The organism is Streptomyces sp. NPDC104367, from assembly GCF_055583825.1.
Map to the genome: position 1 here is coordinate 208126 of NZ_JBVJND010000014.1, position 24647 is coordinate 232772.

Sequence of the window (24647 nt, forward strand, 5' to 3'; positions counted from 1 at the left end):
GCCGGCCCGGTGACCGTGACGGGCGGTCACCGGGCCGGCGGCGTCAGGAGCTCCGGGCCCGTCGGCCTCAGGAGGTGCTGACGCCCACGGTGAGCGTCGCCTTGTACCCGTCGGAGACGCTGTCACCCAGTGCGGTCAGGGTCAGCAGGCCGGAGGAGGCACCGCCGCCGTCGTAGATGGTGTCGTCGTCGAGCTGGGTCTCCTTGGTGGTGTTGTCGGAGTACGGCGAGGACGCCTGGACCTCGGTGTTGACGTCCGCGTCGAAGAACAGCTGACCGGTGTGGATGATCGAGCCGCCGGTGTACGAGTCGTCGGTGAGCGTGACGTCGGTGTGCACCCGCATGTGGACGTGGACGGCCCGCGAGACGTAGTGGCCCGGCCAGATCGAGATCAGGCTCACCTGCCCGTCGGAGTCGGTCAGCTGACCGCCGCGCAGGAAGGTGCCGTCGTCGGTCTCGGTGTGGCCGTTCTTGCCGACGAAGCCGGAGTACTCGCCGAGCGCGTCGCAGTGCCAGATCTCGACCAGCGCGTTCGCCAGCGGAGCGCAGTCGTCGGCCTCGTCCACCACGGTGAAGGTGTACTGGACCTCGACGCCCTCCTTGTCCTCCCGGACGTCCTCTCGCACGAGCGCACCCTCGAGCGAGTAGGGACCTTCGGTGACCTCGGCGTTGAGGGAGCAGACGCCGGAGGAGGCGTCGCCGGTGACGGTGGTGGCGGCGTCGGAGTCGGCCTCCGCGGTGGTGGTGTCGGCGGAGGCGAGTCCGGCCGCCATCAGGCCGCCGGCCGCGGCGATGGTGGCGCCGCCGATCAGCACGCGACGCCGCTTCATGGTGGTGTCCGTCCGGTGGCGGCCCGACGGGCCGGAGACGGGTTCGGGGGTCTGCTCGGAGGCAGGGGTGTTGTCTGTCATGTCATGAGAACTTAAAGAACGACCTGAGGCAGACCATGGCCACGCACTGTGAAGTCGCTGGGGAAGAACCCGTCAACTCACCTTATTGGACGCGGAGTTGTGATCTGTTCCGCGTGTCGGGGCAAGACGCCCCGGACAGGGGGCACCGCGGGCGCGGTGCCGCTACGACAGTCCGGCCGCCCGGGCCCGCTCCACCGCCGGCCCGATGGCCTTGGCGACCGCGTCCACGTCGGACCGGGTGGAGGTGTGGCCGAGGGAGAAGCGCAGGGTGCCGCGGGCCAGGTCCGGGGCGGTGCCGGTGGCCAGCAGGACATGACTCGGCTGGGCCACCCCGGCGGTGCAGGCGGATCCCGTGGAGCACTCGATGCCCTGGGCGTCGAGCAGCAGGAGCAGCGAGTCGCCCTCGCAGCCCGGGAAGGTGAAGTGCGCGTTGGCCGGGAGCCGGTCCACCGGGTCGCCGCCGAGGATCGCGTCGGGTACGGCCTCGAGCACGGCGTCGGCCAGGCGGTCGCGCAGGGCGCCGATCTCGCGGGCGAACCACTCCCGCCGCTCGGCCGCGAGGCGCGCGGCGACCGCGAAGGAGGCGACGGCGGGGACGTCCAGGGTGCCGGAGCGCACATGCCGCTCCTGGCCGCCGCCGTGCAGCACCGGTACGGGGGTGTACTCGCGGCCGAGCAGCAGCGCGCCGATGCCGTACGGGCCGCCCACCTTGTGGCCGGAGACGGTCATCGCGGCGAGGCCCGAGGCGTCGAAGTCGACGGGGACCTGACCGAAGGCCTGAACCGCGTCGGCGTGCAGAGGGATACCGAACTCACCCGTCACGTCGGCGAGTTCACGGACCGGCATGACGGTGCCGATCTCGTTGTTGGCCCACATGACGGTGGCGAGGGCCACGTCGTCGGGGTTGCGGGCGACCGCCTCGCGCAGCGCCTCGGGGTGGACCCGGCCGTGGCTGTCGACCGGGAGGTACTCCACGGTCGCGCCCTCGTGCTCGCCGAGCCAGTGCACCGCGTCGAGGACCGCGTGGTGTTCGACGGGGCTCGCGAGGACCCGGGTGCGGGCCGGGTCGGCGTCGCGGCGGGACCAGTAGAGGCCCTTGACCGCGAGGTTGTCGGCCTCGGTGCCGCCGGAGGTGAGGACGACCTCGCTGGGGCGGGCGCCGAGCGCCTCCGCGAGGGTCTCCCTGGATTCCTCGACCGTGCGGCGGGCCTTGCGGCCGGAGGCGTGCAGGGAGGACGCGTTGCCGGTGACGCCCAGGGCGGCGGCGAGTGCTTCTACCGCCTCCGGGAGCATCGGAGTCGTGGCTGCGTGGTCGAGGTAAGCCATGGTGGGGTCGATTCTACGGGGGCTCCGCCGCAGGACCGAGGGGCGTCACGGCCAGGTCCCGCTCACAGGCTCCAGGAGATCGTGTTCGAGGCGTCCATCGCGATCGCCAGGACCGCGAGGTCCGCCACGCCCAGGGCCAGCCCCAGGCCGGCGCGGACCCTGCGCCGCGTACCGCGCCACAGCGACACCAGGGCGAGGACGACCGCGATCGGACCGAGGAAGAGGTTGAGGACGAGCAGGCCCGACAGGCCGAGGATGAAGGACGCGACGGCCATGCCGTCGGCGTCGCGGGTGCGGTCGCGGGGTTCGGGGCGGCCGGCGGCCGGGGCGGTGAGGTGCAGCATGCTCAGCTCCTGGAGGTCGTGGTGGACGGTCAGTCGGCCGAGGTGCCGCGCCGGCGGGCGATGCGCTCGCGGAGCGCGAAGGCGGCCAGCCAGACGACGATCACGGTGGCGAGTGCGGCGGTGACGTCGGCCGGGGCATGGGCCACGGTGCCCAGCACCACGCCGAACAGCATGAGTGCGGCGACGAGGAACAGCATGGGATTCGATCCCCCCTCCGTTGCGTGTGGGTCCGTTACATTTGAGTGAACGGTTGTAGTAACAGTTGTTCACTGACTTTGAGTCTAGCAAGCCGCACGGCTTTCCAATTCCAGAGAACAGTTGTTAACTGGATGACATGAGTCACACCCTCGGCATCCGACAGGCCCAGAAGCAGAAGACCCGCCAGGCCTTCCTGGACGCGGCGCTCGGGCTGCTGGAGGAGCAGAGCCTGAGCAGCCTGGGCCTGCGCGAGGTCACCCGGGCCGTGGGGGTCGCCCCGACCGCCTTCTACCGGCACTTCCGCTCCACCGCCGACCTCGGTGTCGCCCTGGTCGACGAGGCCCTGGGCAGCCTGCACCCCATGGTCCGCACGACGGTCTCCACCCCCGGCGCGGAGCGCATCAACCGGGCCGTGCGGCTGATCGCCGACTACGTGGCCGCGCACCCGGCGCACGTCCGGTTCATCGCCCGGGAGCGGCACGGCGGGGTGCAGCCGGTGCGGGAGGCGATCCGGGACCAACTGGCCCGGTTCGCCGAGGAGGTCAAGGCCGAACTGGCCAAGGACCCCGAGGCCGAGGGGTGGAACGACGACGACCTCCTGATGCTCGCCCACCTCTACGTGGACCAGATGCTCATCACCGCCTCGCTGTTCCTGGAGACCCTGGAGCCGCCGGAGTCCTCGGAGGCGGAGCGGGACCGGGTCGCCCGGATCGCCGCCCGCCAGATGCGGCTGATCAGCCTCGGCCGGCAGCACTGGCTCGACTAGGCACCGCGGGCGGACAGCACGAAGGGGCGGCGCGTCCGGTGCTCCGGACGCGCCGCCCCTGTCGCCGGGCGGGCGCGGTCAGCTCTTGGTGGCCTGCGCGGTCGGGGCGCCGCTGGGGGCAGCGCCGCCGAAGCCGCCCTGGCCACCGCCGCAGCCGCCGCCGGGGCCGCCCTGACCGCCGCCGCCGGGGCCGCCGCTCGGCATGCCGGTGGGGGTACCGGTCGGCCTGGCGGTGGAGTTGCCGCTCGGCATTCCGGAGGGGAAGCCGCTCGGCATGCCCGAGGGGTTGCCGCTCGGCATCCCGGACGGCGCCTGACAGGACTGCGACGTACCGGAGTTGCCGCTGCCGGTGGACGACGAGTCGTCCGAGCCGCACGCGGTCAGCAGCAGCGGGGACACGGCGAGCAGAGCCACGGCGGGGACGAGACGGACACGCTTCATGAGAGACAACTCCATAAAGGATGAGGGAGTCCTGAGGGGTGGCACTCAACCAACGCCGCTTAGGCCGTTCTTGGGCCCGTACTGTCCCCAGCCTGTGATTCGGGTAAAGAGCGCCTCAAGACACCTCGCCGACCTGCGCGTTCACGGACGGGTCCGTTCTACTCGCTGGTACAAGTCCGTGACACAACAGTGGAGTTGCGGCTCAGAGGCGCACCCGGGCCAGCTGGCGGGACTGGGCGACCAGCCGGTCCGCGCTGTCCCAGACCTCGGCGTCCTCCTCCAGGAAGCCGCCCGCCAGGTTGCGGGTGGTGACGGAGACCCGGAGCGGACCGGGGGCCGGGCTGTGGCGTACGTGGACGGTCAGTTCGACCGTGGGGACCCAGCCCTTGAGGCCGAGTTCGAAGGCGGTGGGCGGCAGCGCGTCGACCGCCAGCAGCAGGGAGAGCGGGTCGGCGTCGCGGCCGTCGGCGAGGCCGAACCAGGAGCGCATCTCGCCCCTGCCCGAGGGGGTGCCGAGGGCCCAGCCCAGGGTGGCCGGGTCCAGCCTGAGCGTCAGGCGGTCGGCGATGGCGGAGCCGCCCTTCTCCATCGGCGCCGGTCCGTCCTCGGAGCCGAAGCACCGCTCCATGGGCGGGAACGCGGGCGGGGTCGCCGAGGTACGGACGTCGTCGGGGAGGGCGGCGAGGTCGCCGTAGGAGGCGAGGACGCGGATGCGCTCGACCTCGTCGCCCTGTTCGTCGTACTGGAAGAGGGAGGCCTGGCCGGTGGAGAGGGTGCGGCCGGTGCGGACGGTGTCCGTGCGGATCACGGCGGGGCCCGGCCGGGATGCGGTCAGGTAGTGCGCGGAGACGCTGAACGGGTCCGGGTGCGGCAGCGCGTCCGCGAGGGCCCGGCCGAGCACGGCGAGCAGATAGCCGCCGTTGACGGCGTCGAGGATGGTCCAGCCGGCCGAGAGGTCGGTGTCGTAGACGCCGGGAGCGCGCCGGGTGACCGCGGTGTCGCGGTCGAACTCGCTGTCGCCGATCACGGCCCGCGTGGAAGCTGCTTCTGGCATGGCTGAACCGTACAATAATCCATTACTAAGCGGTTGCTTTTGTGATCCACACACCATCCGACCGGGCGGTAAGAGATCCCTCCACCGGGTGAGGTTCCGGCAATTTCTAGGTAAGTGTCCGGAGACGTCCGTAACTCGGAGCCGGGAATTCCCCTCTATGGGGACATGAGCCTCACCGGGACTCCGTTCCTCTACACGACCGTCGTGCTGTCGGTGGTCGCCCTCATACTGCCGCTCGTCCTGTGGTCGAGGATGCGGGGCCCCAGGTCCGTACGGGTCGCGGCCCGGGTCCTGATGCTGCTGTTCGCGCAGACGACGGCGGTGACGCTGATCTTCGTACTGGTCAACAACCAGAACAACCTGTACGACAACTGGGCCGATCTGCTCGGTACCGGCGACCATGTCCAGCAGGCCGCCGACCTCGGCCAGGACGGGACCGGCGGAATAGCGCTGAAACGGTTGCCCAAGGTGAAGCAGGCCTTCACGGCGGCCGACGGACCGGGCATGCGCGGGGTGGAGGTCACCCAGCTCAAGGGGCGGGTCTCGGGTGTCGACGCCGAGGTCTACGTCTGGCTGCCGCCGCAGTACGGCCAACCGGAGTACCGCGACCACCGGTTCCCGGTCGTGGAGCTGCTGCCGGGCTACCCGGGCTCGGCCAAGGCGTGGTTCGGCTCGATGCGGGTGACTCAGCAACTGGCGCCGCTGATGAGGAGCGGCAGGGTCGCGCCGTTCATCCTGGTCGCGCCGCGCACCAACCTGCTGGCCGGCGTGGACACCGGCTGCGCCAACATCCCGGGCACGGTCAACGCCGACAGCTGGCTCAGCATCGACGTGCCGAAGATGGTGGACGACAACTTCCGGGCCGCCCCCTCCCCCGCGAACTGGGCGGTCGCCGGCTACTCGGCGGGCGCGCACTGCGCGGTCAAGCTGGCCGTCGCCCATCCGGACCGCTACCGGGCGGCGATCAGCATGTCCGGCTACAACGACCCGATCGGCGAGCGGAGTTCGCTCGCCGCGCAGAACCTCACCCTGCGCGAGCGGAACAACCCCTACCTGCTGCTGAGGAAGGCGGCCACCCCGCCCCGGATCGCCCTGTACCTCTCCGGGGAGTCCGGTGACGGCTACCAGGCCGGCGTGGCGCTCGAACAGGTCGCCAAGGCGCCGACCACCGTGCACGTGGTGTTCCTGCCGCGCAGCGACGGCGGTCACAACATGGCGCTGTGGCGGCCCCAGGTGCCGACCGTGTTCGAGTGGCTCACGGTCAACCTGGGCCGGAGCCGGCCCCGGGGCGGCACTACTCCTCGCGCACCGTCGAGCGGCGGTTCCACGCACGCGGCGCTCGCCAGTGGTACCGCATCGCGAGCAGGCGCAGGGCGAAAGCGGTGACGACCGCGAGCCCGCTGGTGAACGGGGTCAGCGCGTCGTAGCGGATGCACAGCACCACCGTCGTCGCCCCGACGATCGCCGGGACCGCGTACAGGTCGCGGTCCCAGCGCAGCAGCGAGGGAACCTCGTTGGCGAGCACGTCCCGGAGCACGCCGCCGCCGACCGCGGTGGCGAGCCCCAGGGCCGCGGAGGCGGTCAGGTTGAGACCGTAGGAGTACGCCTTGGTGGTGCCGCTGACGGCGAACAGGCCGAGGCCCGCCGCGTCGAAGACCAGGACCGCCGACTGGATCCGCTCGACGTGCGGATGCAGGAAGAACACCACCAGGGCGGCGATGAGCGGGGTGAGGAAGTACCCCAGGTCCGTGAAGGCGGCCGGGGGTACCGCCCCGATCATCACGTCCCGGAAGATCCCTCCGCCCAGCGCGGTGACCTCGGCGAGCACGGCGATACCGAAGACGTCGAAGTTCTTGCGGACGGCCAGCAGCGCGCCGGAGATCGCGAACACGAAGATGCCGATGACATCGAGCGTGTGCTGGACGGAGGGTGAGAAGAGTTGCTGGAGCTGCACCCTGACATTGTGACCCGTCAGGAAGTGCGAACCTTACAAAGCCAGGCTCACAAGGCGGGTTTCCCTGTGGTGAACAGCCAGGTCCGGAAGAGGTCGTCGAGCTGCCGTCCGCTCACCCGCTCGGCGAGGCGGACGAAGTCGGCGGTGTCCGCGTTGCCGTGGCGGTGCAGCTTCGTCCAGGCGGGCAGCAGCCGGAAGAAGGCCTCGTCCCCGATGCGTTCGCGCAGCGTCTGGAGGGTCATCGCGCCGCGCCGGTAGACCGCCGAGGCGAACATCGTGTCGCGCCGCGGGTCGGCGACGGTGGTCTGCCAGAAGGGGTTGTCGGCGGCCCGCGCGTCGTAGGCGGCCGGGAAGGAGTCGTGGGCCGACCTGGTGCCCTGGTGCTCGGCCCACAGCCACTGGGCGTAGGTGGCGAAGCCCTCGTTGAGCCAGACGTCCTTCCACTGCGCCACGCTCACCGAGTCGCCGAACCACTGGTGGGCCAGTTCGTGCACGATCGTCGACTCGGTGCGCACCGCGGAGTAGACCGGTTTGCTCTGCACCTCCAGCGAGAACCCGGCCTCCGGCATGTCGTCGACGATCGCGCCGGTCTCCTCGAAGGGGTACGGCCCGAAGAGCGACGCCCAGTAGTCGGTCGCGGCGGCCGTCACGGCGTACGCGTCGACGCTGTTGCTGCTCGCGAGGACCGGGTCGACGGCCACGTAGACCGGTATGCCAGAGGGGGTCCTGCCGGTCCGCACGTCGAACTTCCCGATGGTGGCGGTGGCGAGGTAGGTCGCCATGGGCTTCGACTCGCGCCAGTGGGTGTACGTCGAACCGCCCCGGTCGTGCGTCGACACCAGCCGGCCGTTGGAGACGCCGGTCAGCCCCTCGGGCGCCTTGATCCGGATGTCGTAGGTGGCCTTGTCGGAGGAGAGGTTCTGGGTGGCACGCGCGGTGAGCGTCGTACGGCCGTCCAGGCGGCCGGTGTCCGGGGCGTAGGCGATGTCGAGGTCGTAGTGGCGGGCGTCGAAGCCGCCGTTGCCCAGCTGCGGGAAGTACGGGTCGCCCACGCCGTCGGCGCCCGGGGCGGGGGCGGGTGCGGCCGCGATGACGAAGGAGGCGGCCGCCGCGGTGGCGACGGCCGCCAGACGTGCCGAACGGGAGAGGCGCATGGGTCGTCCCTTTCGAACGTGCCGGTCGACGGACGGACACGCCCGACTCTGCGCTCTCCCGCTAAGGCATGTACATGACTTTGCCCAGTTGGGTCATGGGCTACTTGTCGGTTGACTCCTGTGACTCCTGTGACGTGGCTGTGGAGTCCTCGGACTGCGCCCCGACCTCGGCCGCGACCGCCGCCGACGTCTCCGCCGACTCCTCCAGGACCGAGTCGCCCACGAGTTCCGAGGCCGCCTTCGCCGCGGTCAGCAGGACCGTGTCCTGCGGGGCCTGGTCGGCGAAGTTCTCCGGGTGGTGGCAGGCGACCCGCTGGCCCGGACGGAGTTCGACGAGCGCCGGCTCGGTCGTCCGGCAGATCTCCGTCGCCTTCCAGCACCGCGTGTGGAAACGGCAGCCGGACGGCGGGGCGATCGGCGACGGGACGTCACCGCGGAGCAGGATGCGCTCGCTCTTGTGGCCCCGGCGCTTGGGGTCCGGCACCGGCACGGCCGACATCAGGGCCTTGGTGTACGGGTGCATCGGCGTCTCGTACAGCTTGGTGCTGTCGGCGAGTTCGACGATCTTGCCCAGGTACATCACCGCGACCCGGTCCGAGACGTGCCGGACGACGGAGAGGTCGTGGGCGATGATCACGTAGGTGAGGCCCAGCTCCTCCTGGAGGTCGTCCATGAGGTTGACCACCTGCGCCTGGATCGAGACGTCCAGGGCGGAGACCGGCTCGTCCGCGACGACCAGCTTCGGCTTCAGGGCGAGCGCGCGGGCGATGCCGATGCGCTGGCGCTGGCCGCCGGAGAACTCGTGCGGGTAGCGGTTGTAGTGCTCGGGGCTCAGACCCACCAGCTCCAGGAGGCGCTGGACCTCCTTCTTGACCCCGCCCTCCGGCTCGACGCCCTGCAGCCGGAACGGCGCGGAGACGATGGAGCCGATGGTGTGGCGCGGGTTCAGGGAGCCGTACGGGTCCTGGAAGATCATCTGGATGTCGCGGCGCAGCGGGCGCATCTTCGCGGTGGACAGGTGCGTGATGTCCTGGCCCTCGAAGGTGACCCTGCCGCCGGTCGGGTCCTGGAGACGGGTGATGACCCGGCCCATGGTCGACTTGCCGCAGCCCGACTCGCCGACGACGCCCAGGGTCTCGCCCTTGCGCACCTCGAAGTCGATGCCGTCGACGGCCTTCACCGCGGCCACCTGCCGCTGGAGGATGCCCTTCTTGATCGGGAAGTGCTTCTGGAGGCCCTCGACCTTCAGCAGCACCTCCCGCTCCTCGGACGCGGGGGCCGACGCCTGCTGCGGGATGACGGCGTCATCGGGTTTCTTCGTGTCGCTCACAGCTTCGGCGCAATCTCTTCGGTCCAGATCCGCGTCCGGTCCTCGGGCGAGAGGTGGCAGGCGGACCAGTGGCCGCCGTCGACCTGCTGAAGCTCGGGGCGGACCGTGCGGGTGACGTTCCCCTTGGGGAGGTCCGCGTACGGGCAGCGCGGGTGGAAGGCGCAGCCCGAGGGGACGTTGATGAGGCTCGGCGGCTGTCCCTTGACCGGGATGAGCCGGTCGGAGGTCTCGCGGTCGATGCGCGGCATCGAACCCAGCAGACCCCAGGTGTAGGGGTGCTGCGGCTTCTCGAAGATCTCGTCGACCGGACCGCGCTCCACGCACCGGCCGCCGTACATCACCAGGACGTCGTCGGCGATCTCGGCCACCACACCCAGGTCGTGGGTGATGAGGACGACCGCGGAGCCGAACTCCTTCTGGAGGTCGCGGATCAGGTCGAGGATCTGCGCCTGGACGGTGACGTCGAGGGCGGTGGTCGGCTCGTCCGCGATGAGCAGCTCGGGGTTGTTGACCAGGGCCATGGCGATCATGGCGCGCTGGCGCATACCGCCGGAGAACTCGTGCGGGTATCCGTCGACGCGCTTGGCGGGCTCGGGGATGCCGACCCGGTCGAGCATCTCGATGGCGCGGGTGCGGGCGACCTTCTTGCTGACCTTGTGGTGCACCCGGTACGCCTCGACGATCTGGTCGCCGATCTTGTAGTACGGGTGCATCGCGGACAGCGGGTCCTGGAAGATCATCGCCATCTCGCGGCCGCGCAGCCGGCGCACCTCGTCCGGGGACGCGCTCACCAGCTCCTTGCCGCCCAGCCAGATCTCGCCGGACATGCGGACGTTCTTGCCGCGGGCGCCGAGCCGGTGCAGGCCCATGACGGCCAGCGAGGTGACGGACTTGCCGGAGCCGGACTCGCCGACGATGGAGAGGGTCTTGCCCTTCTCCAGGGAGAAGCTGAGGCCGTCGACCGACTTGACGATGCCGTCGTCGGTCGGGAAGTGCACCTTGAGGTCGCGGACTTCGAGGAAGGCGTCGGGCACGTCGGACGGGGTGGGCTCGCCCACGGCCGCGCCGGTCTTGGAGAGTTCGGTCACGAGAGCCTCACCCGCGGGTCGGCGGCCGCGTAGAGCAGGTCCACCAGGAGATTTGCGATCACGACGAAGAAGGCGGCGAGCAGGGTCACGCCGAGGATCGGGGGCAGGTCGTTGTCGTCGATGGCCTGCACCGCGTACTGCCCGACACCGTGCAGCGAGAACACGGTCTCGGTGATCACCGCGCCGCCCAGCAGCAGACCGAGGTCCATGCCGAAGACGGTGATGATCGGGGTGAGCGCGGCGCGCAGTCCGTGCCGGACGACGACCTTGCGCTCGCGCAGGCCCTTGGCGCGGGCCGTGCGGATGTAGTCCTCGTTCATCGTCTCCAGCATGCCCGAGCGGGTGAGCCGCGCGTAGATGGCGGAGTACAGGAGCGCGAGCGAACACCAGGCGGGAATCAGGGTGTTGGCCCACTGCGCCGGGTTCTCGGTGAGCGGGACGTACGTGCGGCCGAAGATGGGCCACTGGTAGGTGAAGAGCAGGATCGCCAGGTTGCCCGTGAAGAACATGGGCAGCGAGACACCGGCGAGGGCCACGCCCATGAAGGCGCGGTCGAAGAAGGAACGCGGCTTCAGCGCGGAGATCACGCCGATCACCACACCCGAGACCAGCCACAGCACGGCCGCGCCGGCGGCGAGCGAGAGGGTCACGGGCATCCGGGAGGTCAGCTGGGGCCAGACCGCCTGGTGGGTCTTGAAGGAGTAGCCGAAGCACGGTGCGTCGCAGTGCACCGTGGTGGGGCCGAGGTCGTAGGTGGCGCCGGAGACGATCCCCTTGATGAAGTGCCAGTACTGGACGTAGACAGGCTGGTCCAGACCGAGGTTGTGCTTGACCGCGGCGATGTCCGCCTTCGACGGGCTCTTGCCGATGTACTGCTGTGCCAACTGGTCGGCGGTCTGCCCGGCCAGCCGTGGCAGCACGAAGAAGATGGCGAAGGTGACCGCGGAGACGACCAGCAGCAGGATCACCGCTGCGAGCGTCCGACGGAGGATGTACGAGATCACGGGGATCGGCGCTGGTGCCCGCGGGCCGTAGAGCCCGCGGGCACCAATGCCTTCACCTGCCTTCCGGGGCTGCTACTTCGACGCTACGCCGATGTTGAGGTAGTCGTACTGACCGCTCCAGGCAGCCGAGGAGACCAGGTTGGTGTAACCGGTCGGACGGGCCAGCAGGACCTTGAAGTAGGTCAGCGGCACGATGACGGCGTCGTCCATGGTCTGCTTGTCGATCTGCGTGTAGATGCTGTTGCGCTCGGTGTCGTCCTGGGTGGCGATCGCCTTGGACAGCAGGTCGTTGACCGTCTTGTTGTCGTACTGCGACAGGTTGGTGTTGCCCGAGGCGCCGATGGCCTCACCGTTCAGGATCTGCTGCAGGAAGCCGTAGCCGGACGGCCAGTCGGCACCCCACTGCATCATGATCAGGCCGACGTTCTGCTTCTCGGTGAACTTCGGGACACCCGCGTAGTCGGTGAAGTACTTGCCCGACGGGTACTGCTTGAGGGTGGCGTTGATGCCGACGGCCTTCAGCGAGTTGATGATCGCCGTGGCGGCGTCGATCTCCTGCGGACGGTCCGAACGGGCCGTGATGTTGGTGCTGACGGAGGACTTGCCGCACGCCTTCAGCTGGGCCTTCGCCTTGGTGACGTCACCCTTGTTGCCGGTGCTGGCGTAGACGTCCGCCTTCTCGTAGCCCGGGATGTCCGGCGGCAGCACGGTGGAGGCGACGTCGCCGCGGATCGGACCGCCCTCGGCGGTCTGCACCGAGACCTTGTCGATCGCGTACTCGACGGCCTTGCGGCAGGCCACGTTGTCGAACGGCTTCACCTTGGTGTTGATCGCCATGTAGACCAGACGGCCACCGTAGGTGTTGTCCGTGTTGGCCTTCTTGCTGGCGTCGGTGAGCACCTGGGCCTGCGTGGCGGCCTGGACACCCGTACCACCGAGGTCGATCGCGTCGCCGGCCAGGACGTCCTTGTCGATCGTCTCGGCGTTGACCTTCAGGTTGACGACGATCTTGTCCGGCAGCTGCTTGCGCAGCGGGTCGGTCTTCGCGTCCCAGTTCTTGTTGCGGACCAGCACGGCCTGCTTGCCGTCCTGGTAGCTCTGGAACTGGTACGAGCCCGAGGACACGATGTTCTTGACGTAGTCGACGCCGTTGTCCTTGGCCTGCGGGACCGGGGCCGTCTGCGGGGCGGCGACCAGGTAGTCGAACTCCTGGAAGGCCTGCTTCAGGTGGAAGACGATCGTGGTGTCGTCCGGGGTCTCGATGGACGACAGGCCCTTGGCGCTCTTGTCCTTGTAGGGGCCCTTGTACTTGTCGCCGCCGACGAGCAGCTGCTGGAAGTAGTTGGGGCCGAGCGAGAGCACGTCACGCGCGAAGTTGGAGCGCTCCACGGCGTACTTGACGTCCTTGGACGTGATCGCCGTGCCGTCCTGGTACTTCACGCCCGAACGCAGCTTGTACGTCCAGGTCTTGCCGCCGTCGCTGGGGACGCCCTTGCCCGAGGCGAGGTCCGGGACCAGGGTGTTGCCCTTGGAACCGGCGGCCGGCTCGAACGTCATCAGCGGGCGGGCGTACAGCCGGCTGAAGTTGTACATGTACGCGTAGTACGTGTTACCGGGGTCGAACGAGTCCGGGACGTCGGACAGTTCGTAGGTGACCGTCCCGCCCTTCTTGTCCGACGCGTTGACGACACCCTTGGTAGCCGCGTTGGCCGCGGCGGAGCTGCCACCGCCGTTGTCGTCCTTGTTGTCATCGGCCTTGCTGCACCCTGCAACCAGCAGGGTGGCGGAGCCGATGGCCGCGATCGCGGCCAGCGCTGACCTTCGCATGATGGGTGCTTTCCCCTCCATTGTCGGAAACTTTTCGGGCTCTCGATGCGACAGGCGTCAGCGGCTGCGCGGGTCGAGAGCGTCGCGGAGACCATCACCGAGCAGGTTGAACGCCAGGACGGTGATGAAGATGGCGAGACCGGGAACGATCATGTACTGGGGATCGACCTGGTAGTACGTCACCGCTTCGCGGAGCATGCCGCCCCAGGACGCCTGCGGGGGCTGGATGCCGACGCCGAGGAAGCTGAGGGACGCCTCGAAGAGGATGTTGGTCGGGATCAGCAGCGTCGAGTAGACGATGATCGGGCCGACCAGGTTGGGCATCAGCTCCCGGAACAGGATGTACGGGCCCTTGGCACCCATGCCGCGGGACGCGTCGACGAACTCGCGCTCCCGCAGGGCGAGGGTCTGGCCGCGCACGATCCGGCCCAGGTAGGGCCAGTTGAAGAAGCCGATGACGAAGATCAGGACGCTGAGGTGCAGCGGCAGTCCGTTCAGGCCGAACGCGCCGCCCTGGAGCGTGGCGGAGATGGCGATGGCGAACAGCAGGAGGGGGAAGGCGAGGAAGGTGTCCATCAGCCGGCTGATGACCGAGTCGACGCGCCCGCCGTAGTAGCCCGCGACGACGCCGAGGATGGCGCCGATCACGTTGGAGAGGATGGTGGAGCCGAAGGCGACCACCAGCGACACCCAGGAGCCCTCCAGGACGCGGGTGGCGATGTCACGGCCGAACTTCGGGTCCACGCCGAGGGGGTGATCGAGGCTCATGCCGCCCCAGCCGCCGTTCGGCAGCGAGGTGTTGGCGTCGATCAGGTCCTGGTGGAAGGCGTTGGGGTCGAGTCCGAACAGGGCCTGGAGGGGGCGGGAGAGCACCGCGACGAGAATCAGCAGGACGACGATGACGCCGCCGGCCACGGCGACCCTGTCCTTCTTGAACCGGGTCCAGGCGATCTGCCCGAGGGAGCGGCCCTCGATCTGCCCCTTTCCGGCACCCTCCAGCACGGCCTCCGGCTGTGCCGCGGATGCCGCTCCGGTGGTCTCGATCGGTGCGGTCACAGTGACCCGACCCCTCTCGCCGGTGGTAACCGGCCTACGCCAGCCGCGGATTGCGGCTTTGTCGACTTGCTCGATCACGAGGTTTAAACCTCATGTCTGATGGGCGAGTCTTCAGCTTCGCCGCGATCACCCGCCAGATCTCGCGGGGAAAGTATGCGCAACCGTGATGCAGTCCGGGGGATTCCGTTATCCGAACAGGGGGTAACGCCCCCCGGACGCGACCCAGTTGGGACACAAGGGGACATCGAACCCAACGGCGCACCTTTCGCCGCCATCTACGCGCGGAGAAATGTGTTCGTCACGTAAAGCCTGTGAACAGTCTCGGCCGCCCCGCAGCCTAGAGGGCTCAGTAGCCGCCCTGGACAGGCGGGTACCCGTAACCGGCCACCGGCGCCGGCGGCAGGGCCGCGTGCGCCTCCCGGTCGTAGAACGGCCGCGCGGCCGCCCGCATCCACATCACCACGGGATCGTTCTCGTCGGTCATCGCCACCGTCGACACCGGCAGCCCGTCCGGCACCGCCCCGATCGACTGCTGCATCATCCCGCGCACCGAGTCGACGGCGGGCGGCGAGGTGTCGTACACGTCGAGGCCGATCGCGAGATACGGCGCCCCGAGGGCCGGCTGCACCCAGGCCCGGCGCAGCGAGCGCACCGCGGGCGTGCGGTGGGCGTTCTGCGAGAGCACCGCGTAGAACTGCGGCACCTCGATCGCCGGTTCGGACAGCCGCAGCGGCCCGGCCGGCTGGCGGTCCAGGCCGGTCGCGATGCGGCGCAGGTCGAGCCAGGGGATGCCGACGCCGCCGCCGGGGGCGTGCGGGTTGAGCCAGAGACCGTAGTGGTCGGGGTAGAGCGTGCGGGCCACGTCGACGCCCTCGACCACCTCGTACGAGCGGTTCCAGCCGCTCGCGGAGAGTTCCTGGGCCGAGGTCACGCAGGGGGCGTAGCCGTGGCCGTCGACCTGCATGTTCCCGTACTGGGCGTCGGGGGAACCGGCCTGGCCGTGCCAGAGCAGCATCCAGACCTGGCCGGAGGACGGCGTGGCGAGTGCGCGAAGGAGTGCCTCGTAGGCGTCGTAGCGCCCGGGCGTGACCTGGCGCAGCATGTGCTCGACGCTGCCGCTGAGGCTCGCGCTCACCTGTCGTACCGCCCCTTCGAAGAGTTGCCCCGCGTGTGGTGACAGCTTAAGCGCCCGGGGGGCGGGAGCCGATTGGTCGTGCGCGAGTGCGGGTTTCGTCATGGCTGGTCGCGCAGTTCCCCGCGCCCCGGGCGGGGCGCCTCAGTGGCCGTACTGGTAGAAGGGGCGGACGTTCTCCCGCATCCAGTGGGCCACCGGGTCGTCCGCCACGTCGAGCAGGACCAGGTTCACCGGCCAGCCGACCGGGACCCGGCCGAGCGCCTTGCCCAGTGCCTCCAGCGGCACCGCCCGCAGGTCCTCGCCCTCCCAGTGGGAGAGTTCGACGCCCACGAACATCACCGGGTCGGCGGTCTCGATCGCGGCGAGGCAGCGGCGGGCCGTGGCGACCACACCGACCGCCGCGAACTCCGCCGAGGCCGCGGCCAGGAAGTCCATCGGGTCGTCCTGCCAGTCGGGCTCGAAGAGCCGGACCCGGCCGCCCGAGGCCGGGCCGTCCGGGTGGCTGCGACCGGACCGGCACAGCTCGGCGACCGCCTCCGGCGGCAGCGGCAGGCCGACCACTCCCCCGGGGTTCACGGCGATGCCGACCTGCGGCGGCAGACCGCGGGCGAACTCGACGGCGGGGGCGACGGCGAACGACAGATGGGAGCCGACCACCAGCCGGAACTGCTCCTCGGAGCTGAAGACCGGGACGTACACCTGGCCGTCGATCTCCGTGGTGGGCAGGTCCAGCGGACCGCTGTGCGGGCCGCCGCCCTCGGGCAGCGGGATCCACAAAAAGCCCCGGCCCAGTACCTCGATGAGCCGGGCCGCCGCCGCGGGCACGCCGAGGGAGGCCGAGAGGACCTCCTCCAACTCGTTGCCGGGCCAACCGCCGTGCGGGTGGGGGTGTGTCTGTGCCGGGAAGTCCGCGGGAATGTCCGCCGGGAAGTCCATCTGCCTACCGCCTGCTGGGAACCGCTGCTGAGAGGGAAAAGGCTAGCGGGTGGCACGGACAAGTCCATCAGCCGATGCGGCGCGCGAAGGCGATCCGGCGCAGTCCGTCCGCCGCGTCCCGGTCGAGCAGCACCGCCGAACCGACGCCCTCGGGCAGCCTGCCCTCCGCCACCGAGCGCAGCAGCCGGGCGGCCGCGTGACGGTGGCGCAGGAAGGCGTACCGGGAGACGCCCCGGCCGCGCTCGCGCTGGCCGCCCAGCGCGGTGTCCGGGGTGACGTCGAGCAGGAGCAGGTGCAGGGTGCCGCCGCGGCGGCGGGCCTCCCGGGCCAGCCAGTCGCGGACCCAGGCCTGGGTGCCGCAGTCGTGCACGACCACGCCGTCGCCGGAGCGCAGGGCGCGGCGGAGCCCGGTGTAGTGGGCGAGCCGGACCAGCGGGCGGTAGACGGCGTAGGGCAGGAGGCGGCCCAGGCGGGCGTCCCAACGGTCGCGGGTGTCCTGGGAGTCGATGCGGATGCCCTGGACCGTGCGGTGCATCAGGGTGGACTTGCCGCTCCCCGGCAGGCCGGTGACCACGACCAGGTCCCGGGGGCCGAAGAGCAGGCCGTGCGGACTGCGGCCGGCCCGCTCGCGCAGGTCGCGGACGACCGGTGCCCGGAGTTCGCCGCACCGCTCGCGGGCCGGGGCCGCCGGCTGCTGGGGCAGGGCGATGCCCGTCGTCGTCGCGTACGCCGTGGTCCTTGTCACCGTGTCCGTCCTCCCCGGGGGTTCAGGAAAGGTTCTCCCCACTTAATGTAAAGAGAAGGTAATGCACGATGTCTCGCGGTTCCGTCCGCTTCCGGCCACAGCCCTGTCACAGACGGCGGTACCCGGTCCGGACTGCGGTGCGCCCGGGTGCCGTGCAATGATGTGCGCGCCAACTGCATACCGGCCGCTTGAATCCGCGCGGGAGAGTTCCCAGCAGTCTCGCTGGGACGCCGAAGGAGCAAGTCCCTCCCTTGAATCTCTCAGGCCCCGTTACCGCGCGGGCGAGGCACATCTGAAAAGCGGGCCGCCATGACGGCGGTCCCACCCAAGGTGCAAGCCGCTGACCGTCGTCGTGGTCAGGGCGAACCTCTCAGGTTCCGATGACAGATGGGGAGGAAAGACCTCGCCTGTCATGCCTTTGGGAGACAACCGACCGTGAGCAGCACCCCACTCTCCGGACCCCGCCGTACCGCGCTCGATGCCCTGCATCGCTCGCTCGGCGCGACCATGACCGACTTCGCCGGCTGGGACATGCCCCTGCGCTACGGCTCCGAGCGCGACGAGCACGTCGCGGTGCGGACCAGGGCCGGCCTCTTCGACCTCTCCCACATGGGCGAGATCACCGTGACCGGCCCCCGGGCCGCCGCCCTGCTGGACCACGCCCTCGTCGGGAACATCGCCTCCGTCGGTGTCGGCCGGGCCCGCTACACCATGATCTGCCGGGCCGACGGCGGCATCCTGGACGACCTGATCGTCTACCGGCGGGCCGAGACCGAGTACCTGGTCGTGGCCAACGCCTCCAACGCCCAGGTGGTCCTCGACGCCCTCGCCGGGCGGTCCGCCGGGTTCGACGCCGAGGTGCGGGACGACCGGGACGCGTACGCCCTGATCGCCGTCCAGGGTCCCGAGTCGCCCGGCATCCTGAAATCGCTGACCGACGCCGACCTGGACGGCCTGAAGTACTACGCCGGGCTGCCCGGCACCGTCGCCGGCGTGCCGGCCCTGATCGCCCGCACCGGCTACACCGGCGAGGACGGCTTCGAGCTGTTCGTGCGGCCCGAGCACGCGGTGCGGCTCTGGGAGGCGCTGACCGAGGCGGGCGAGGGCGTCGGCCTGGTGCCCTGCGGGCTGTCCTGCCGGGACACCCTGCGCCTGGAGGCGGGCATGCCGCTGTACGGGCACGAGCTGACCACCGGCCTGACCCCCTTCGACGCCGGGCTCGGCCGGGTGGTGAAGTTCGAGAAGGAGGGCGACTTCGTGGGCCGCGAGGCGCTCACCGCGGCCGCCGCCCGCGCGGAGGCCGCCCCGCCGCGGGTGCTCGTCGGCCTGGTCGCCGAGGGCCGCCGCGTCCCGCGCGCCGGGTACCCGGTGGTCGCCGGCGGCGCGGTGATCGGCGAGGTCACCTCCGGCGCGCCCTCCCCGACCCTGGGCAGGCCGATCGCGATGGCGTACGTCGACGCGGCGTTCTCGGCGCCGGGCACGGCGGGCGTCGGCGTGGACATCCGGGGCAGCCACGAGCCCTACGAGGTCGTGGCGCTGCCCTTCTACAAGCGGCAGAAGTAGCCGAAGCAGCCGTCCGCCGGCCGTGCCGAGCGCATCGTCGCTGCTCACGCACGCCTTCCGCAGTCCCCCATTCACCAGCACTCCCACGCGTACAGGAGAATTCAGGCCATGAGCAACCCCCAGCAGCTGCGTTACAGCAAGGAGCACGAGTGGCTGTCGGCCACCGAGGAGGGCGTGGCGACGGTGGGCATCACCGAGCACGCGGCCAACGCCCTCGGTGACGTCGTCTTCGTCCAGCTCCCGGAGGTCGGCGCCACGGTGACCGCGGGCGAGTCCTGCGGCGAGCTGGAGTCGACCAAGTCGGTGTCCGACCTGTACTCGCCGGTGACGGGTGAGATCACCGAGGTCAACGAGGACGTCGTGGACGACCCCTCGCTGGTGAACTCGGCCCCCTTCGAGGGCGGCTGGCTGTTCAGGCTGCGCGTCGCGGACGAGCCTGCCGAACTGCTCTCCGCCGACGAGTACACCGCCTTCACCACCGGCTGAGAACCGCCGGGCCCCGGCCTAGGAGTCGTAGAAACAGATGTCCGTCCTGAACACGCCCCTGCACGAGCTCGACCCGGAGGTCGCCGCGGCGGTCGACGCCGAGCTGACACGCCAGCAGTCCACCCTGGAGATGATCGCCTCCGAGAACTTCGCGCCGGTCGGGGTCATGGAGGCGCAGGGTTCGGTCCTCACCAACAAGTACGCCGAGGGCTACCCGGGCCGCCGCTACTACGGCGGCTGCGAGCACGTCGACGTCACCGAGCAGATCGCCATCGACCGGGTGAAGGAGCTGTTCGGCGCCGAGTACGCCAACGTGCAGCCGCACTCGGGCGCCTCCGCCAACCAGGCGGCCCTGTTCGCGCTGGCCCGGCCCGGGGACACCATCCTCGGCCTGGACCTGGCGCACGGCGGCCACCTGACCCACGGCATGCGCCTGAACTTCTCCGGCAAGCAGTTCGACGTGGTCGCCTACCACGTCGACGACGCCGGCCTGGTCGACATGGCCGAGGTCGAGCGGCTCGCCAAGGAGCACCGGCCGAAGGTGATCATCGCGGGCTGGTCGGCGTACCCGCGGCAGCTGGACTTCGCGGAGTTCCGCCGGATCGCCGACGCGGTCGAGGCGTACCTGTGGGTCGACATGGCGCACTTCGCCGGCCTGGTGGCGGCGGGGCTGCACCCGAACCCGGTGCCGTACGCCGACGTGGTCACCTCCACCACCCACAAGACCCTCGGCGGCCCGCGCGGCGGCATCATCCTCGCGCGCCAGGCCTTCGCGAAGAAGCTGAACTCGTCCGTCTTCCCGGGCTTCCAGGGCGGTCCCCTGGAGCACGTGATCGCGGCGAAGGCGGTCTCCTTCAAGGTCGCCGCCTCGGAGGAGTTCAAGGAGCGCCAGCGCCGTACGGTGGAGGGGGCGCGTGTCCTGGCGGAGCGGCTGACCGCCGCCGACGCCCGCGCGGCCGGTGTGAACGTCCTCTCCGGCGGCACGGACGTCCACCTGATCCTCGTCGACCTGCGGGAATCGGAGCTGGACGGGCAGCAGGCCGAGGACCGGCTGCACGAGGTCGGCATCACGGTCAACCGCAACGCCGTCCCGAACGACCCGCGCCCGCCGATGGTCACCTCGGGGCTGCGGATCGGCACCCCGGCGCTGGCCACCCGCGGCTTCGCGGCCGAGGACTTCGCGGAGGTGGCGGACGTGATCGCCGAGACGCTGAAGCCGTCCTACGACGCGGCGGCCCTGAGGGCCCGGGTCGAGGCGCTCACCGCGAAGCACCCGCTTTACCCCGGTCTGAACAAGTAGTTCCCTGGTGGGGGCACCCGACGGCGTGTGCCCCCGCCCTTTTCCAAGGAGTTCCCCGTGGCCATCTCGGTCTTCGACCTGTTCTCGATCGGCATCGGCCCGTCGAGCTCCCACACCGTCGGCCCGATGCGCGCGGCCCGCATCTTCGCCCGCCGCCTGCGCAACGAGGGGCTCCTGGAGTCCGTCGCGTCGGTACGCTCCGAGCTGTACGGCTCCCTGGGCGCGACCGGCCACGGCCACGGCACCCCCAAGGCGGTGCTGCTCGGCCTGGAGGGCGCCTCGCCGCGCACGGTCGACGTGGAGACGGCGGACGCCCGGGTCGAGGCGATCAAGGCGTCGAGGCGGCTGCGACTGCTCGGCGAGCACGAGATCGGCTTCTCCTTCGACGACGACCTCGTGCTCCACCGCCGCAAGGCGCTCCCCTACCACGCGAACGGCATGACCCTGTGGGCGTACGACGCCGGGGGCGCCGAGCTGCTCTCCAAGACGTACTACTCGGTCGGCGGCGGGTTCGTCGTGGACGAGGACGCGGTCGGCGCGGACCGCATCAAGCTGGACGACACGGTCCTGAAGTACCCCTTCCGCACCGGTGACGAGCTGCTGCGGCTGACCCGGGAGACGGGCCTGTCGATCTCCGCGCTGCTGCTGGAGAACGAGCGGGCCTGGCGCACCGAGGAGGAGATCCGGGAGGGCCTGCTGGGCATCTGGCGGGTGATGCAGGCGTGCGTGTCGCGCGGCATGTCCCGCGAGGGCATCCTGCCGGGCGGGCTCCGGGTCAAACGCAGGGCGGCGGTGACCGCGCGGCAGCTGCGCGCCGAGGGCGATCCGCTGGCCCACGCGATGGAGTGGATCACGCTCTACGCGATGGCCGTGAACGAGGAGAACGCGGCGGGCGGGCGGGTCGTCACCGCCCCCACCAACGGCGCGGCCGGCATCATCCCGGCAGTCCTCCACTACTACGTCAACTTCGTCCCCGGTGCCGACGAGGACGGCGTGGTCCGCTTCCTGCTCGCCGCCGGCGCGATCGGCATGCTCTTCAAGGAGAACGCGTCCATCTCCGGCGCCGAGGTCGGCTGCCAGGGCGAGGTCGGCTCCGCGTGCTCGATGGCGGCGGGCGCGCTCGCCGAGGTCCTCGGCGGCTCCCCGGAGCAGGTCGAGAACGCGGCCGAGATCGGCATGGAGCACAACCTCGGCCTCACCTGCGACCCGGTCGGCGGCCTGGTCCAGATCCCCTGCATCGAGCGCAACGGCATGGCCGCGGTCAAGGCGGTCACCGCGGCCCGCATGGCCATGCGCGGCGACGGCTCCCACAAGGTGTCCCTCGACAAGGTCATCAAGACCATGAAGGACACCGGCGCCGACATGAGCGTCAAGTACAAGGAGACGGCCCGCGGCGGGCTGGCGGTGAACATCATCGAGTGCTGAGGGGTCAGGCCCCGGCCTGGCCGCTCGGCCGTTCACATGTCCGTGCGGATCTTCCGGGCCGGTCGGGGAACACGGGATGGGCGAAGGCAACGCCCCCTCCCCCACCGGCACTCAGGGAGCCCCCACATGCTGCACGGTATCGACGTGAGCGCGTACCAGTCCTCCGGGTACGACACGGACGGTCTCTCCTTCGTCTTCGTCAAGGCGACGGAGGGGCACTCGTACGTCAATCCCCGGCTCGCCGCCCAGGCCAGGACGGGGCGGGACGCCGGACTGGTCGTCGGCTTCTACCACTTCCTGTGGCCCGGCGATCTCACCGCCCAGGCCGAGCACTTCGTCGAGCACGCCCCCGAGAAGGCCGGCGAGCTCCTCGCCGTCGACTGGGAGACCACCGGTTCCGGCACCCGCGCGAGCAACGCCGAGAAGGACCGCTTCATCCGCAGGGTGAAGGAACTGCGGCCCGGCCACCGGGTGGTGCTCTACACCAACCGCGACTTCTGGCTGAACGTCGACACCACCTCCTACGCGGGAGACGGCCTGTGGATCGCCGACTACGTCTCCGCCGGGCACCCGCGCGTCAAGGCCACGTGGCGTTTCCACCAGTACACGAGCGACCCGCACGACAAGAACGTGGCGGACTTCGCCACCAAGGCCTCCCTCAAGGCATGGGCGAAGAAAGAGAGTTGAGCGGTTGTGGCCGGTCCCACAGGTTTCGGGGCGGGATGCCGGGGCCACACTGTGTGACGTGGTGACCAGCCCCGCCCCCTTCTGGGAGGCCCTCGACACCGGCGACCGGGCGGCGCTGCTGCGGGCGGCGACACGGATCCCGCTCGCCGCCGACCGGCAGTTCCTCACCCAGGGAGAGGGCTCGGACCATCTCGTCGTGCTGCTGCACGGCTGGGTCAAGGTCGTCGCCCAGTCGCACGCCGGCTACCGCGCCCTGCTCGCCCTGCGCGGCCCGGGTGAACTCCTCGGCGAGCAGGCCTCGGTGGAGAACGGGCGCCGCTCCGCCACCCTGGTGACGGCCACCGCCGCCGACCTCCTGCACCTCCCGGCCACCCGCTTCCACGTGCTGGCCCGCTCCCGCCCCGGCATCGCCGCGGCCCTGGAGCAGACCCTGGTGCGCCGCCTGCGCGAGGCCGACGTCCAGCGGGCCGGCATCACCGAACCGGTCCCGGCCCGCCTCGCCGCGCTCCTCCTCGACCTGGTCGAGCGCTGCGGCCTGCCCGAGTCCGACGGGCCCGGCCGCCGTATCGGCCTCACCCTCTCCCAGGACGACCTGGCCGGCCTGCTGCTCACCTCCCGGCGCACGGTGAGCCGGGTGCTCGAACAATGGCGCTCCCAGGGATGGATAGTGACGGGACGTCAGACCCTCGCGGTGCGCGCGGTCGACCAGTTGAAGGGGCAGGCGTTCGGCGGCTGACCGGCCGCCGGGTCCCGCCCCCGGTGCGGCAGGGGCGGCGGGACCGGGCTCCCCAGGTCGATCCCGCCGCCGGCCGCCCCCGCGGATCCGCACGTGCCGGGAGCGTCCCCCGGTGTCGCTCTCTCACGTGGCGGTTCCCCCGAGTCCGCGGGGAGTCCGGGTGGCGCCGGACGCCGGGCACGGTGGTCCGCACCCGGCATGTGCGCCGACGCGGGACCCGTGGTACGCCCCGCGTACGTACACCTGGATAGAACCTCCCCGCGCCGGCGTCTACGCCAACTGGCGCACAGGGTCCCGATACCGCAGGCACGCAGGGCTCCCGCCCGGCCCGGCCCGGTCCGTCCCGGCCCGGTGCAGCCCTCCGCGCGGCGCATCGGCGGAAGCGGTCGGCCGCCGCCGACCGCCCTCGGCCACTGCCCACCACCCTCGGCCGCCACCAGTCGCCGTCAGCCCCGGAAGTCCGCCGGCCGTTCCGGGGACGCCTCCGCGAGGGCCTTGCGGACGGCCTCGGAGCCGTCCCTGAGGCCGTAGACCGGGGTGCCCGGCTGCTGGCGCCAGGAGTCGTCGATGCCGCCGTTGTCGACCGTGTCGAATCCGAGTTCGTCGATCAGGGCGCGGACGGTCCGCTTGGCGCGCTCGTCGTCGCCGGAGACCGGGAGGGCATGGCGGCCGGGGTCCCCGGCGGGGCGGTGGCGGTCGAGGATGTCCTGGGCGTAGGTGCCGTTGAACGCCTTGACCACCGGGTGGCCGATCTGCCGCTCGGTCCAGCGGCTCTCGGTGAGGCCCTCGTCCTCGATCCCGGCGATGCGGCCGTCGCGCTGCTGCGGGTAGTAGTTGCCGGTGTCGATCACGGCCACGTCCTCGGCCGCCCCGTCCAGGAGGCCGGCGGGGAGGTCCGGGACCGCCTTCAGCGGGACCGTGACGACCACGACCTTCGCGTCCCGCGCCGCCTCCTCGGCCCGTACCGCCGTCGCCCCCGTCTCCTCGACCAGCGCGGCGAGCGTCTCGGGACCGCGCGAGTTCGCCACGTGCACCTCGTGGCCGAGCGCGGTGAGCCGCCGGGTGAGGTTGCCGCCGATGTTGCCCGCGCCGATGATGCCGATCTTCATGGGACACCTTCCGAATGCCGATGCGTCCACGCATGTCGATGCACATGCATGCATTACCGCTGTCGGCGTCAAC

At 70.7% G+C, this 24647-nt stretch carries 25 protein-coding genes and 2 riboswitches; of the genes, 8 read left to right on the forward strand and 17 right to left on the reverse strand.

The genetic code is table 11. The annotated features are described in order from the left end of the window. Positions 1–67: 67 nt before the first annotated feature. The 4 genes from ACZ619_RS22580 to ACZ619_RS22595 form a co-directional block, all read right to left on the reverse strand. Positions 68–910: an intradiol ring-cleavage dioxygenase gene (locus tag ACZ619_RS22580; RefSeq protein WP_469601625.1), complete on the reverse strand. Its 843-nt coding sequence runs from the start codon at positions 908–910 to the stop codon at positions 68–70. Between the two features lie 162 nt (positions 911–1072). Continuing rightward, positions 1073–2236, reverse strand: a complete 1164-nt coding sequence (locus ACZ619_RS22585) for a cysteine desulfurase family protein (RefSeq protein WP_469601628.1) — start codon at positions 2234–2236, stop codon at positions 1073–1075. A 62-nt stretch (positions 2237–2298) separates the two neighbouring features. Further along, positions 2299–2577 (reverse strand): DUF4190 domain-containing protein, encoded by a 279-nt coding sequence (locus tag ACZ619_RS22590; RefSeq protein ID WP_469601760.1) that lies wholly within the window; start codon positions 2575–2577, stop codon positions 2299–2301. Positions 2578–2609: 32 nt separating this feature from the next. Then, positions 2610–2777, reverse strand: a complete 168-nt coding sequence (locus tag ACZ619_RS22595; RefSeq protein WP_469601631.1) for a hypothetical protein — start codon at positions 2775–2777, stop codon at positions 2610–2612. 137 nt (positions 2778–2914) lie between these two features. On the opposite strand from ACZ619_RS22595, the gene ACZ619_RS22600 reads away from it, so the two are divergent. After that, a complete protein-coding gene (locus tag ACZ619_RS22600; RefSeq protein ID WP_469601634.1) occupies positions 2915–3544 on the forward strand; it encodes a TetR family transcriptional regulator in 630 nt (209 codons plus the stop codon). Positions 3545–3622: 78 nt separating this feature from the next. Here the strand turns inward: ACZ619_RS22600 and ACZ619_RS22605 are convergent, their stop codons facing one another. Both ACZ619_RS22605 and ACZ619_RS22610 read right to left on the reverse strand, forming a co-directional pair. Continuing rightward, complete coding sequence (locus ACZ619_RS22605; protein WP_469601636.1) at positions 3623–3985, reverse strand: hypothetical protein; 363 nt, start codon at positions 3983–3985, stop codon at positions 3623–3625. 202 nt (positions 3986–4187) lie between these two features. Next, the gene (locus ACZ619_RS22610) at positions 4188–5039 is read right to left on the reverse strand and encodes a thioesterase family protein (RefSeq protein WP_469601639.1); all 852 of its coding nucleotides are present in this window, start codon (positions 5037–5039) and stop codon (positions 4188–4190) included. 165 nt (positions 5040–5204) lie between these two features. On the opposite strand from ACZ619_RS22610, the gene ACZ619_RS22615 reads away from it, so the two are divergent. Continuing rightward, positions 5205–6425: an alpha/beta hydrolase gene (locus ACZ619_RS22615; protein WP_469601642.1), complete on the forward strand. Its 1221-nt coding sequence runs from the start codon at positions 5205–5207 to the stop codon at positions 6423–6425. Here ACZ619_RS22615 and ACZ619_RS22620 read toward each other — a convergent pair. The 10 genes from ACZ619_RS22620 to ACZ619_RS22665 form a co-directional block, all read right to left on the reverse strand. Then, complete coding sequence (locus tag ACZ619_RS22620) at positions 6334–6993, reverse strand: trimeric intracellular cation channel family protein (protein ID WP_469601645.1); 660 nt, start codon at positions 6991–6993, stop codon at positions 6334–6336. The genes ACZ619_RS22615 and ACZ619_RS22620 overlap by 92 nt on opposite strands. Positions 6994–7040: 47 nt before the next feature. Then, positions 7041–8147 (reverse strand): M1 family metallopeptidase, encoded by a 1107-nt coding sequence (locus ACZ619_RS22625; protein WP_469601648.1) that lies wholly within the window; start codon positions 8145–8147, stop codon positions 7041–7043. A gap of 100 nt (positions 8148–8247) precedes the next feature. Then, a complete protein-coding gene (locus ACZ619_RS22630; RefSeq protein WP_469601650.1) occupies positions 8248–9477 on the reverse strand; it encodes an ABC transporter ATP-binding protein in 1230 nt (409 codons plus the stop codon). Next, positions 9474–10565: an ABC transporter ATP-binding protein gene (locus ACZ619_RS22635; RefSeq protein ID WP_469601652.1), complete on the reverse strand. Its 1092-nt coding sequence runs from the start codon at positions 10563–10565 to the stop codon at positions 9474–9476. The genes ACZ619_RS22630 and ACZ619_RS22635 overlap by 4 nt, the downstream gene beginning before the upstream one ends. Beyond that, positions 10562–11569, reverse strand: coding sequence for an ABC transporter permease (locus ACZ619_RS22640; RefSeq protein ID WP_469601654.1), 1008 nt, complete (start codon positions 11567–11569; stop codon positions 10562–10564). Before ACZ619_RS22640 ends, ACZ619_RS22635 begins: the two co-directional genes overlap by 4 nt. 72 nt (positions 11570–11641) lie before the next feature. Continuing rightward, positions 11642–13396: an ABC transporter substrate-binding protein gene (locus ACZ619_RS22645; protein WP_469601656.1), complete on the reverse strand. Its 1755-nt coding sequence runs from the start codon at positions 13394–13396 to the stop codon at positions 11642–11644. A 57-nt stretch (positions 13397–13453) separates the two neighbouring features. Further along, on the reverse strand, positions 13454–14452 hold the full coding sequence (locus ACZ619_RS22650; RefSeq protein WP_469601659.1) for an ABC transporter permease: 999 nt from the start codon (positions 14450–14452) through the stop codon (positions 13454–13456). Positions 14453–14798: 346 nt separating this feature from the next. Continuing rightward, positions 14799–15554, reverse strand: a complete 756-nt coding sequence (locus ACZ619_RS22655; RefSeq protein ID WP_469601761.1) for an enhanced serine sensitivity protein SseB C-terminal domain-containing protein — start codon at positions 15552–15554, stop codon at positions 14799–14801. A gap of 174 nt (positions 15555–15728) precedes the next feature. Further along, positions 15729–16523: an enhanced serine sensitivity protein SseB gene (locus ACZ619_RS22660; protein WP_469601660.1), complete on the reverse strand. Its 795-nt coding sequence runs from the start codon at positions 16521–16523 to the stop codon at positions 15729–15731. Between the two features lie 67 nt (positions 16524–16590). Beyond that, positions 16591–17268 (reverse strand): AAA family ATPase, encoded by a 678-nt coding sequence (locus tag ACZ619_RS22665; RefSeq protein ID WP_469601662.1) that lies wholly within the window; start codon positions 17266–17268, stop codon positions 16591–16593. Positions 17269–17457: 189 nt separating this feature from the next. Beyond that, a riboswitch (glycine riboswitch) is annotated at positions 17458–17554 on the forward strand. After that, positions 17555–17665, forward strand: a riboswitch (glycine riboswitch). A gap of 38 nt (positions 17666–17703) precedes the next feature. On the opposite strand from ACZ619_RS22665, the gene gcvT reads away from it, so the two are divergent. The 6 genes from gcvT (at position 17704) to ACZ619_RS22695 (ending at position 23465) form a co-directional block, all read left to right on the forward strand. After that, the gene (gene gcvT / locus ACZ619_RS22670; protein ID WP_469601665.1) at positions 17704–18831 is read left to right on the forward strand and encodes a glycine cleavage system aminomethyltransferase GcvT; all 1128 of its coding nucleotides are present in this window, start codon (positions 17704–17706) and stop codon (positions 18829–18831) included. A gap of 108 nt (positions 18832–18939) precedes the next feature. Next, positions 18940–19317: a glycine cleavage system protein GcvH gene (gene gcvH / locus ACZ619_RS22675; protein WP_469601668.1), complete on the forward strand. Its 378-nt coding sequence runs from the start codon at positions 18940–18942 to the stop codon at positions 19315–19317. A 37-nt stretch (positions 19318–19354) separates the two neighbouring features. Beyond that, on the forward strand, positions 19355–20617 hold the full coding sequence (gene glyA, locus ACZ619_RS22680; RefSeq protein ID WP_469601670.1) for a serine hydroxymethyltransferase: 1263 nt from the start codon (positions 19355–19357) through the stop codon (positions 20615–20617). A gap of 57 nt (positions 20618–20674) precedes the next feature. Then, the gene (locus tag ACZ619_RS22685; protein ID WP_469601672.1) at positions 20675–22042 is read left to right on the forward strand and encodes an L-serine ammonia-lyase; all 1368 of its coding nucleotides are present in this window, start codon (positions 20675–20677) and stop codon (positions 22040–22042) included. 126 nt (positions 22043–22168) lie between these two features. Beyond that, positions 22169–22729, forward strand: a complete 561-nt coding sequence (locus ACZ619_RS22690) for a glycoside hydrolase family 25 protein (RefSeq protein WP_469601675.1) — start codon at positions 22169–22171, stop codon at positions 22727–22729. Positions 22730–22787: 58 nt separating this feature from the next. Further along, positions 22788–23465, forward strand: a complete 678-nt coding sequence (locus tag ACZ619_RS22695) for a Crp/Fnr family transcriptional regulator (RefSeq protein ID WP_469601677.1) — start codon at positions 22788–22790, stop codon at positions 23463–23465. Between the two features lie 446 nt (positions 23466–23911). Here the strand turns inward: ACZ619_RS22695 and ACZ619_RS22700 are convergent, their stop codons facing one another. Beyond that, positions 23912–24574, reverse strand: a complete 663-nt coding sequence (locus ACZ619_RS22700) for an NADPH-dependent F420 reductase (protein WP_469601680.1) — start codon at positions 24572–24574, stop codon at positions 23912–23914. Between the last annotated feature and the right edge of the window lie 73 nt (positions 24575–24647).